The organism is Stenotrophomonas sp. Ste86, from assembly GCF_024519465.1.
Taxonomy (GTDB): Bacteria; Pseudomonadota; Gammaproteobacteria; order Xanthomonadales; family Xanthomonadaceae; genus Stenotrophomonas.
The window spans coordinates 168,924-177,939 of record NZ_JALJRW010000005.1; the positions used below are offsets into that span (position 1 = coordinate 168,924).

At 63.0% G+C, this 9,016-nt stretch carries 5 protein-coding genes; all 5 read left to right on the forward strand.

Annotated features, from left to right (window positions below):
* The first annotated feature begins 16 nt into the window (after positions 1–16).
* The 5 genes from rpoC (at position 17) to tuf (ending at position 9,015) form a co-directional block, all read left to right on the forward strand.
* Positions 17–4,264, forward strand: coding sequence for a DNA-directed RNA polymerase subunit beta' (gene rpoC / locus NR101_RS07365; RefSeq protein ID WP_256775020.1), 4,248 nt, complete (start codon positions 17–19; stop codon positions 4,262–4,264).
* A 372-nt stretch (positions 4,265–4,636) separates the two neighbouring features.
* A complete protein-coding gene (rpsL, locus tag NR101_RS07370) occupies positions 4,637–5,011 on the forward strand; it encodes a 30S ribosomal protein S12 (RefSeq protein WP_017356008.1) in 375 nt (124 codons plus the stop codon).
* Positions 5,012–5,023: 12 nt separating this feature from the next.
* Positions 5,024–5,491, forward strand: a complete 468-nt coding sequence (gene rpsG / locus NR101_RS07375) for a 30S ribosomal protein S7 (RefSeq protein WP_019186122.1) — start codon at positions 5,024–5,026, stop codon at positions 5,489–5,491.
* 138 nt (positions 5,492–5,629) lie between these two features.
* Positions 5,630–7,771, forward strand: coding sequence for an elongation factor G (fusA, locus tag NR101_RS07380; RefSeq protein WP_256775021.1), 2,142 nt, complete (start codon positions 5,630–5,632; stop codon positions 7,769–7,771).
* A gap of 53 nt (positions 7,772–7,824) precedes the next feature.
* Complete coding sequence (gene tuf / locus NR101_RS07385; RefSeq protein WP_256775013.1) at positions 7,825–9,015, forward strand: elongation factor Tu; 1,191 nt, start codon at positions 7,825–7,827, stop codon at positions 9,013–9,015.
* Position 9,016: the final 1 nt, after the last annotated feature.

Below are 9,016 nucleotides of genomic sequence, written 5' to 3' on the forward strand. Positions count from 1 at the left end.
CTTTCGGAGAAACACCATGAAAGACTTGCTCAACCTCTTCAACCAGCAGCGCCAGACGCTGGACTTCGACGCGATCAAGATCGCGCTGGCCTCGCCGGACCTGATCCGTTCGTGGTCCTTCGGCGAAGTGAAGAAGCCGGAAACCATCAACTACCGTACGTTCAAGCCGGAACGTGACGGCCTGTTCTGCGCCGCCATCTTCGGACCGGTCAAGGACTACGAGTGCCTGTGCGGCAAGTACAAGCGCATGAAGCACCGCGGCGTGGTCTGCGAAAAGTGCGGCACCGAAGTCACCCTGGCCAAGGTGCGTCGCGAGCGCATGGGCCACATCGACCTGGCCTCGCCGGTCGCGCACATCTGGTTCCTCAAGTCGCTGCCGTCGCGCATCGGCCTGATGCTGGACATGACCCTGCGTGACATCGAGCGCGTGCTGTACTTCGAAGCCTACGTGGTGACCGAGCCGGGTCTGACGACCCTGGAGCGCCGTCAGCTGCTGACCGAAGAGCAGTACCTGCAGGCACGCCAGGAACACGGCGACGACTTCGATGCCGCCATGGGCGCCGAGGCCGTGTACGAACTGCTGCGCACCATCGACCTGCAGTCGGAAATGACCCGCCTGCGCGAAGAAATCGCCAGCACCGGTTCGGAAACCAAGCTCAAGCGTCTGACCAAGCGCATCAAGCTGGTCGAGGCCTTCCTCGAGTCGGGCAACCGTCCGGAGTGGATGGTCATGACCGTGCTGCCGGTGCTGCCGCCGGACCTGCGTCCGTTGGTGCCGCTGGACGGTGGCCGCTTCGCGACCTCCGACCTGAACGATCTGTACCGCCGCGTCATCAACCGCAACAACCGCCTGCGCCGCCTGCTCGAGCTGAACGCGCCGGACATCATCGTGCGCAATGAAAAGCGCATGCTGCAGGAATCGGTCGATGCGCTGCTGGACAACGGTCGTCGCGGCCGTGCCATCACCGGCACCAACAAGCGCCCGCTGAAGTCGCTGGCCGACATGATCAAGGGCAAGCAGGGTCGCTTCCGTCAGAACCTGCTGGGCAAGCGCGTCGACTACTCGGGCCGTTCGGTCATCGTGGTCGGTCCGTACCTGCGCCTGCACCAGTGCGGCCTGCCCAAGAAGATGGCGCTTGAGCTGTTCAAGCCGTTCGTGTTCGCCAAGCTGCAGCGTCGTGGCCTGGCCACCACCATCAAAGCCGCCAAGAAGCTGGTCGAGCGCGAAGAAGCCGAAGTCTGGGACATCCTGGAAGAGGTCATCCGCGAACATCCGGTGATGCTGAATCGTGCGCCGACCCTGCATCGTCTGGGCATCCAGGCGTTCGAGCCGGTGCTGATCGAAGGCAAGGCCATCCAGCTGCACCCGCTGGTCTGCACCGCGTTCAACGCCGACTTCGACGGTGACCAGATGGCCGTCCACGTGCCGCTCTCGCTGGAAGCCCAGCTGGAAGCGCGTGCGCTGATGATGTCCACCAACAACATCCTGTCGCCGGCCAACGGCGAGCCGATCATCGTGCCGTCGCAGGACGTCGTGCTGGGTCTGTACTACATGACCCGCTCGCTGGAGAACAAGAAGGGCGAGGGCATGGCCTTCGCCAACATCTCCGAAGTCAAGCGCGCCTACGACAACCGCGTGGTCGAACTGCACGCACGCGTCAAGGTCCGCATCACCGAAGTGGTGACCGACGAGGACGGCAACAAGCAGAACAAGACCTCGATCGTGGACACCACGATCGGTCGCGCCCTGCTGGCTGAAATCCTGCCGGAAGGCCTGCCGTTCGCGCTGGCCAACACCGAGCTGACCAAGAAGAACATCAGCCGCCTGATCAACTCCAGCTACCGCCAGCTGGGCTTGAAGGACACGGTCGTGTTCGCCGACAAGCTGATGTACACCGGCTTTGCCTACGCCACCCGTGCCGGCGTGTCGATCGGCATCGACGACATGCTGATCCCGGACGAGAAGAAGGGCATCCTCACCGAGGCCGAAGCCGAAGTGCTGGAAATCCAGGAGCAGTACCAGTCGGGCCTGGTCACCGCCGGCGAACGCTACAACAAGGTGGTCGACATCTGGTCGCGTACCAATGAACGCATCGCCAAGGCGATGATGGACACCATCGGTACCGAGAAGGTGATCAACGCCAAGGGCGAGACCATCGACCAGAAGTCGATGAACTCGCTGTACATCATGGCCGACTCCGGTGCGCGTGGTAGCCAGGCGCAGATCCGTCAGCTGGCCGGTATGCGTGGCCTGATGGCGCGACCGGATGGCTCGATCATCGAAACGCCCATCAAGGCGAACTTCCGTGAAGGCCTGAACGTGCAGGAGTACTTCAACTCCACGCACGGTGCCCGTAAGGGTCTGGCCGATACCGCGCTGAAGACGGCGAACTCGGGTTACCTGACCCGTCGTCTGGTCGACGTGGCGCAGGACGTGGTCATCACCGAGGTGGATTGCGGTACCACCGAAGGCCTGACCATGACCCCGATCGTGGAAGGCGGCGACGTCGTGGAGCCGTTGAAGGACCGCGTGCTGGGTCGTGTCGTGGCCGAGGACGTGTTCCTGCCGGGCAACGACGAAGATCCGATCGTGACCCGCAACACCCTGCTCGACGAGCAGTGGGTGGCCCTGCTTGAAGATGCCAGCGTGCAGTCGGTGAAGGTCCGTTCGACCATCTCCTGCGCCTCGCCCTTCGGTGTCTGCGCCCATTGCTACGGCCGCGATCTGGCCCGTGGCCACATCGTCAACATCGGTGAAGCGGTCGGCGTCATCGCCGCCCAGTCGATCGGTGAGCCGGGTACCCAGCTGACCATGCGTACGTTCCACATCGGTGGTGCGGCATCGCGTGCGGCTGCGGTCGACAACGTCACCGTCAAGACCACCGGTTCGGTGAAGTTCAACAATCTGAAGTCGGTCGAGCACGCCAGCGGTTCGCTGGTGGCGGTCTCGCGTTCGGGTGAAATCTCGGTGCTCGATGCCCACGGTCGTGAGCGTGAGCGTTACAAGCTGCCCTACGGCTCGACCATCGCGTCCAAGGATGGCGACCAGGTCAAGGCTGGCCAGACCGTGGCCAACTGGGACCCGCATAACCACCCGATCGTGTCCGAAGTGGCCGGTTTCATCCGCTTCATCGACTTCATCGACGGCGTCACCGTCATCGAGAAGACCGACGAACTGACCGGCCTGGCATCGCGTGAAATCACCGATCCGAAGCGTCGTGGCTCGCAGGCCAAGGAACTGCGCCCGATCGTGCGTATCGTGGATGGCAAGGGCAATGACCTGACCATTCCGAACACCGATCTGCCGGCCCAGTACCTGCTGCCGCCGCGTTCCATCGTCAACCTGCAGGACGGCGCCGCCGTCGGCGTGGGCGACGTGGTCGCCAAGATCCCGCAGGAAGCGTCCAAGACCCGTGACATCACCGGTGGTCTGCCGCGCGTTGCCGACTTGTTCGAAGCGCGCAAGCCGAAGGATCCGGCGATCCTGGCCGAGCGTTCGGGCATCATCAGCTTCGGCAAGGACACCAAGGGCAAGCAGCGCCTGATCATCAAGGACACCGATGGTTCCGAGCACGAAGAGCTGATCCCGAAGTACCGTCAGGTGATCGTGTTCGAAGGCGAGCACGTGACCAAGGGCGAAACCATCGTGGACGGCGAGCCGAGCCCGCAGGACATCCTGCGTCTGCTGGGCGTCGAGCCGCTGGCGGCCTACCTGGTCAAGGAAATCCAGGACGTGTACCGCCTGCAGGGCGTGAAGATCAACGACAAGCACATCGAAGTGATCACCCGTCAGATGCTGCGCAAGGTCGAGATCACCGACCAGGGCAGCAGCAAGTTCCTGAATGGCGAGCAGGCCGAGCGCCAGCGCGTCATCGAGGAAAATGCACGCCTGACCGCCCGCAACGAGCTGATCGCCCGTTTCGATCCGGTCCTGCTGGGTATCACCAAGGCGTCGCTGGCCACCGAATCGTTCATCTCGGCGGCCTCCTTCCAGGAAACCACCCGCGTGTTGACCGAAGCTGCCGTCCGCGGCACCAAGGACAACCTGCGCGGCCTGAAGGAAAACGTCATCGTCGGCCGCCTGATCCCGGCCGGTACCGGTCTGTCGTACCACGCCAACCGCCGTCGCAACGCCTCGGGTCTGACCGACTCGGAAATGCAGACCCTGTCCGGCTCCGCGCCGGTAGTGGCTGAAGTGGCAGCGCCGGCACCGGTGGCCGTGGCATCGACCGACGCCGAACAGGCGCCGGGCAGCGACGAGTAATACGCAGGCCCGGCTCCGGCCGGGCCCGCGGCAGGGCAGGGTGCCGACCTCCGGGTCGGCCCCGTCCCGGCAGGACACGGCGCAGGCCGGTCCGATGAATCGGCAGCACCGGCCACTGGCCGGATCGCCACCGATGAGGTAGGATGCCCGCCGGTCTTGCAAAGGACCGGCTTGACAACCTGAACGGGGGGCACGGAAAAGGCTCCCCTGTAACGGCCCGGGATCAGGGCTGGCCGGGCGCGTGCGCATTTGACTGCGTTTTCGCCGGGTTGCTACAATCGTCTGTCTCAGCAGGCCGGTTTCTCGCCTGCTCGCACATTTCCGCATTCAATGGCCAGTCTTTTCATTGGCCTCTCTCAGAAGAACATACTGATGGCGACGATCAATCAGCTTGTCCGCAAGCCGCGGCAGGCAACCACTTATAAGAGTGCCTCCCCGGCTCTCGATAAGTGCCCCCAGCGCCGTGGCGTCTGCACGCGCGTGTACACCACCACTCCGAAGAAGCCGAACTCGGCGCTTCGCAAGGTTGCCAAGGTTCGCCTGACCAACCAGGAAGAAGTGATTAGCTACATCGGCGGCGAAGGCCACAACCTGCAGGAGCACTCCGTGGTCCTGATCCGTGGCGGTCGCGTCAAGGATCTGCCGGGTGTGCGTTACCACACCGTGCGTGGCTCGCTGGACGCCTCCGGCGTTGCCAAGCGTCGCCAGGGCCGTTCCAAGTACGGCGCCAAGCGTCCGAAGAGCTAAGGGAAAGTACACATGTCTCGTAAAGGTAATACGCCGCAGCGCTCTGTCCTGCCGGATCCGAAGCACGGAAGTGAAACCATCGCACGCTTCATCAACATGGTGATGCTGAGCGGCAAGAAGTCGGTCGCTGAAAAGATCGTCTATGGCGCCATGGACGTGATCGGCGAAAAGAACCCGAATTCCGTCGAGCTGGTTCAGAAGGCTCTGGAAAACGTGGCTCCGTCGGTCGAAGTCAAGTCCCGTCGCGTCGGTGGTGCCACCTACCAGGTGCCCGTCGAAGTGCGTTCCTCGCGCAAGATGGCGCTGGCCATGCGTTGGCTGATCGACTCCGCGCGCAAGCGTGGTGAGAACACCATGCCGAAGAAGCTGGCTGCCGAACTGCTGGACGCCTCGGAAAACCGTGGTGGCGCTATCAAGAAGCGCGAAGAAACCCACCGCATGGCCGAAGCCAACAAGGCATTCGCCCACTACCGCTGGTGAGTTTGACGGCCTTGCAAAACAGGCACGGCGGCACTATCTCCTAGTGCCGCTTCGCGGCACCTGGGGTGCCGCGCCAATCCGAAGGCCGCCGAAAGGCGGCGTTCGGCCATCCGAATTCCAAGAAATTGAGAGGCTCCCGTGGCCCGCAACACTCCCATCGAGCGTTACCGCAACTTCGGCATCATGGCTCACATCGATGCCGGCAAGACCACCACGTCCGAGCGCATCCTGTTCTACACCGGCAAGAGCCACAAGATCGGTGAAGTGCACGACGGCGCTGCCACCATGGACTGGATGGAGCAGGAGCAGGAGCGTGGCATCACGATCCAGTCCGCTGCGACCACCGCGTTCTGGAAGGGCATGGACAAGTCCCTGCCGGAGCACCGCTTCAACATCATCGATACCCCCGGACACGTCGACTTCACCATCGAAGTGGAGCGTTCGCTGCGCGTGCTCGACGGTGCGGTGTTCGTGCTGTGCGCCGTCGGTGGCGTGCAGCCGCAGTCGGAAACCGTGTGGCGCCAGGCCAACCGGTACAAGGTGCCGCGCATTGCCTTCGTCAACAAGATGGACCGCACCGGTGCCAACTTCACCAAGGTCGTGGGCCAGCTGAAGGCCAAGCTCGGCGCCACCGCCGTGCCGATGCAGCTGCCGATCGGCGCTGAAGAAGGCTTCAAGGGCGTGGTCGACCTGATCAAGATGAAGGCCATCCATTGGGATGAAGCCTCGCAGGGCATGAAGTTCGAGTACCTGGAAATCCCGGCCGACATGCAGGCGGAGGCCGAAGAGGCCCGCACCTACATGATCGAAGCCGCGGCTGAAGCCAGCGAAGAGCTGATGGAAAAGTACCTGGGCGGCGAAGAGCTGACCGAGGCCGAAATCGTCGAGGCCCTGCGCGTGCGCACCCTGGCCACCGACATCGTGCCGATGTACTGCGGTTCGGCGTTCAAGAACAAGGGCGTGCAGGCCATGCTCGACGGCGTGGTGCAGCTGCTGCCGTCGCCGATCGACGTGCCGGACGTGACCGGTACCGACGTGGACGATGAAACCATCGCCCTGAGCCGCAAGTCCGACGACAAGGCCCCGTTCTCGGCCCTGGCCTTCAAGATCATCACCGATCCGTTCGTGGGCGCGCTGACCTTCTTCCGTGTCTACTCGGGCACCCTGAACGCCGGCGACCAGCTGCTGAACTCGGTCAAGGGCAAGAAGGAGCGCATCGGCCGCATCCTGCAGATGCATTCCAACGATCGCGAAGAGATCAAGGAAGTGCTGGCCGGTGACATCGCGGCTGCTGTGGGCCTGAAGGACACCACCACCGGTGACACCCTGTGCTCGCAGGACCACCCGATCATCCTGGAGCGCATGGTGTTCCCGGAGCCGGTCATCTCGATGGCCGTCGAACCGAAGACCAAGTCCGACCAGGAAAAGATGGGTCTGGCCCTCGGCCGTCTGGCCCAGGAAGATCCGTCGTTCCGCGTCAAGACCGACGAAGAATCCGGCCAGACCATCATCTCGGGCATGGGCGAGCTGCACCTGGACATCATCGTCGACCGCATGAAGCGCGAGTTCAACGTTGAAGCCAACGTGGGCAAGCCGCAGGTTGCGTACCGCGAAACCATCCAGATGGCCGACGTCAAGTCGGACTACAAGCACGCCAAGCAGTCCGGTGGTAAGGGGCAGTACGGTCACGTCGTGATCGAGCTGTCGCCGATCACCGCTGAAGACCGTGCAGATCCGAAGCTGGCCGCCGGCATCAAGGATGATTTCCTGTTCATCAACGACATCACCGGTGGCGTGATTCCGAAGGAATTCATTCCGTCGATCGAAAAGGGCCTGCGCGAAACCATCACCAGCGGTCCGCTGGCCGGCTTCCCGGTCGTGGACGTCAAGGTGAAGCTGGTGTTCGGCTCGTACCATGACGTCGACTCCTCGGAAATGGCGTTCAAGCTGGCTTCCTCGATGGCCTTCAAGCAGGGCTTCCAGAAGGCCAAGCCGGTCCTGCTGGAGCCGATCATGAAGGTCGAGATCGTGACCCCGGAGGATTACCAGGGTGACGTGATGGGCGACGTCAGCCGTCGTCGTGGCGTGCTGCAGGGTTCGAGCACCACCGGTGACGGTTCGGCCAGCATCATCAACGCGATGATCCCGCTGGGTGAAATGTTCGGTTACGCCACCTCGCTGCGTTCGCAGACCCAGGGTCGCGCGACGTTCACGATGGAATTCGACCACTACGAGCCGGCGCCGAACAACATCGCCGAAACCGTGATCAAGAAGTCCTGAGCGTAAGCTCGGGACTCCACCTCATTCTTTTCTGATATCCAAGGTATACAACAATGGCAAAGGGTAAGTTCGAGCGCACCAAGCCGCACGTCAACGTCGGCACCATCGGTCACGTCGATCACGGCAAGACCACGCTGACCGCTGCACTGACCAAGATCGGTGCCGAGCGCTTCGGTGGCGAATTCAAGGATTACTCGGCGATCGACGCCGCGCCGGAAGAAAAGGCGCGTGGCATCACGATCTCGACCGCGCACGTCGAATACGAATCCACCGAGCGTCATTACGCCCACGTGGATTGCCCGGGCCATGCTGACTACGTCAAGAACATGATCACCGGTGCTGCCCAGATGGACGGCGCGATCCTGGTCTGCTCGGCCGCTGACGGCCCGATGCCGCAGACCCGCGAGCACATCCTGCTGTCGCGTCAGGTCGGCGTGCCGTACATCGTCGTGTTCCTGAACAAGGCCGACATGGTGGACGACGCCGAGCTGCTGGAACTGGTCGAAATGGAAGTCCGCGAGCTGCTGAGCAAGTACGACTTCCCGGGCGACGACACCCCGATCATCGCGGGCTCGGCCCGTCTGGCGCTGGAAGGCGACCAGAGCGACATCGGCGTGCCGTCGGTGATCAAGCTGGTCGAGGCGCTGGACACCTGGATCCCGCTGCCGGAGCGTGACGTCGACAAGGCATTCCTGATGCCGGTCGAAGACGTGTTCTCGATCTCGGGCCGCGGCACCGTGGTGACCGGTCGTATCGAGCGCGGCGTGATCAAGGTCGGCGAAGAAATCGAAATCGTCGGTATCCGCGACACCGTCAAGACCACCGTGACCGGCGTGGAAATGTTCCGCAAGCTGCTCGACCAGGGTCAGGCAGGCGACAACGCCGGTCTGCTGCTGCGCGGCACCAAGCGTGACGACGTCGAGCGTGGCCAGGTCCTCTGCAAGCCGGGTTCGATCAAGCCGCACACCCAGTTCGACGCCGAAGTCTACGTCCTGTCCAAGGATGAAGGCGGCCGCCACACCCCGTTCTTCAAGGGCTACCGTCCGCAGTTCTACTTCCGTACCACCGACATCACCGGTGCGGTCGAGCTGCCGGAAGGCGTGGAAATGGTCATGCCGGGCGACAACGTGAAGATGGTTGTCACCCTGATCAACCCGGTCGCCATGGACGAAGGCCTGCGCTTCGCGATTCGTGAAGGCGGTCGTACCGTCGGCGCCGGCGTGGTCTCCAAGATCCTCAAGTAAT

Bases quoted from the DNA above. Each gene is read 5' to 3' on its own strand.
- rpoC (WP_256775020.1), top strand. From the start codon at position 17: ATGAAAGACTTGCTCAACCTCTTCAACCAGCAGCGCCAGACGCTGGAC.
- rpsG (WP_019186122.1), top strand. From the start codon at position 5,024: ATGTCTCGTAAAGGTAATACGCCGCAGCGCTCTGTCCTGCCGGATCCG.
- rpsL (WP_017356008.1), top strand. From the start codon at position 4,637: ATGGCGACGATCAATCAGCTTGTCCGCAAGCCGCGGCAGGCAACCACT.
- tuf (WP_256775013.1), top strand. From the start codon at position 7,825: ATGGCAAAGGGTAAGTTCGAGCGCACCAAGCCGCACGTCAACGTCGGC.